The following is a 2,752-nucleotide window of genomic DNA, read 5'->3' on the forward strand; positions in this document are numbered from 1 at the left end:
CAACACTGGACTCAATCCCGTCCACCGGAACATCGCGGCCGGAGACGGTGGTGCCGACAATGGTTTGCTCATCTCCCGTGTAGCTGTGAAGTAGCTTATGCCAGGCAAATTGTAAGGCCACATTCAGTGTCACCCCTTGTGTTCGGCACATATTCTTAAGCTGTTCATAAGTGCTGCCCTGTACAGTGAGTAGTTGCTCAGCGGGTTTTTCAACGGTTTTTATTTGCATTAAATCAACGCAATGACTTAGCAAGGGTGAAAAATCATTCATTCCGTGGAGTTGTGATTTATATTCAGCCCAATAAGCCTCGGATTCTGCTTGATGATCCAGATAATATTGCTGGGTTGCCAGATAGGCTTTATCTACCACTATTTGGGGGACACGTTCTTGTGTGAGTTCGTTGTAATATTCATGCACAGCCTGCAATAAAATCGGGTTACTCCAGCCATCGGTAATACAATGATGTTGCGTGATTAGCACCGTTACCAGATGTTCACTCTGTTTAATTAAGGTGAAGCGAATTAAGCCAGGCTGACTTAAATCAAACGGCAGGGTACGGTCATGTTGTTGAATTGCGTCAATGGCGTTGTTCCATTCTTCTTCTGGTAATTGACTGATATCTTTGATCTCGAAATTCGCCGAATGAATACTTTCGCCTTCCGTCACAACTTGTAATACCTCGTCTTCCCAGTTAAATGCCGTTCTGAGGATGGGGAAGCGTAGCGATGCCAGCGCCCAGGCCCGCTGGTAGGCGGCAAGATCGAGTTGTGTGTGATAATCCAGCAACAGTTGTACGCGATAGGCATCATCTTGTGGCTGGGTCAGATGATGATAAATAAATCCTTGCTGCAAACTGGTGGCGGGGTACAGGGCTTCAAGCGGGTAGCGCTGTTGTAGCTGGCGCAGAAGAGAGATTGACAGCCCGCCAATACCATAATCACTGGGGGTTTTTATCCCGCCGGATTGCGCTTGTTGTTGACCAGCCATAATGACAACATGGAGAGTCTGCTCAAATGTGGTGATAAATAGTTGTGTTTGAGTCGGTGTTAAGCGCGAACTGACACTGAATTGCAGCTTGCCGGCTTGAATTAATCCATTAATATTGAGCAGTAAATGACTATAGTTATCGTTTGCGATTACGTTTCCACAATCGTCGTTGGTCAGTGACCAGTTTTGCCCGATTGCTCCGCCCAATTGTCCAAGGTAATTGAAGCTTATCGCTGGTAAATCCTCATTCAAATAGCCTGCCTGATGTAATGCCCCATAACCAATGCCTTTATTGGGCACAGTGCGAAGCATCTCTTTGGTGTAAATGATGGTGTCTGCAATATTTGCCTGCATTGCCAGACGAACGGGATACAGTGTGGTAAACCAGCCGATAGTTTCAGAAACATCCAGTTTGTTGTCGATGTTCTCTCGACCGTGGCCTTCGAGCGTGATGTGGTTAACCGGTTGAGAAAAAACAGCTTGTAATGCCAGCGTGAGAGCGCTGAGAAGTAAGTCATTGATTTCAGTCTCATAACCGGCATTGGCCTCATGCAGCAGAGTGTCGGTTAATTCGGCGGAGATGCTCAGCATATGATGACTGATTTCGTCTGAAGCTGTGTGAGTAGGGTTTCCTGCCATGACTTGCTGCCAGTAGGAAACTTCCTGTTGGTGGCGTTTTGCATAGTGATGGACAGCACTCACCCACTGACGATAACTACTGGTCTTTTCTGGCAGTGTTTCGCCCTGCAACAATCTGCGTATATCTTCAGCAATAATTCGCCAGGAAACCACGTCAATAATCAAATGGTGGAATGCGAAGAATAGCCGGGCGCTGCCGTCCGTATATCCGGTCAGATAACCTGCTTGCCATAATGACCCGCGGCAATAATCAAAGCCACTTTGCCATTGGGTTAGTTGTTGATGTAATGCTTCCTTATTTAATCCCCTGATATCACAGTGATGTAAAAGGGAATATGAAGATGGCATTTCCACAGAATAGTACTGACGGTAGCCGTTTTCGGTATCGATAAAACGGACACGCAGCATATCATGCCGTTTAGCCAGCATTATCAGAGCCTGTTCAATCTGTGCGGATTTGATATCCCCGGGGATCTGAATCATAAATGCCTGATTCCAATGGTGTGGGTTTGACCAATTCCAGTCGAAGAAGGTCTGTTGGATAGGCAATAAGCCAAACTTCCCGCTTAACAATCCCTGTTCTGTGAGCACTTTTTCTGTAGATGCCGGCAGTGCCAGCAGTTGGGCTAACCGAACTACTGTTGGTGCTTCAAAAATTGATTTAACCTGGAGGGAAAAGCCCGCCTGCCGCAGTTTTGACACCAGTTGAATACTGACAATGGAATCCCCCCCGATGCGGAAAAAGTTATCTTCAATGCCAATGCGTTTCAACCCCAACACGTCCTGCCAAATGGCACACAGGTGGGTTTCCAGCGCATTGCGGGGTGCGATATAGCTATCATGATCCCCCCAGACTGGTTCAGGTAATGCCCGCCGATCCACTTTGCCGTTTAAGGTCAGGGGGATTGCTTCAATACGGGTAAAGCTGGCAGGCAGCATATAGTCCGGCAGGCGGGAAGATAAGTGCCTGACGAACTCATCGTCTGAAAGTTTCCCCGCTGTCACCAGATACGCCACCAGTACTTTATGGCCGTTATGCTCACGGTCAATCACCACCGCCTGTTTTACCTGTGGGTGCAAAGTGAGTGCGGCTTCAATTTCGCTCAATTCGATGCGGTAACCGCG

General features: G+C 47.6%; 1 protein-coding gene. It reads right to left on the reverse strand.

The features are described 5' to 3' along the window. The coding region (locus EAE91_RS23160) for a condensation domain-containing protein (RefSeq protein ID WP_244869006.1) at positions 1-2,752 on the reverse strand (2,752 nt) is incomplete at both ends.

This window comes from Photorhabdus noenieputensis (assembly GCF_018448935.1).
In the GTDB taxonomy this organism is placed as follows: domain Bacteria; phylum Pseudomonadota; class Gammaproteobacteria; order Enterobacterales; family Enterobacteriaceae; genus Photorhabdus; species Photorhabdus noenieputensis.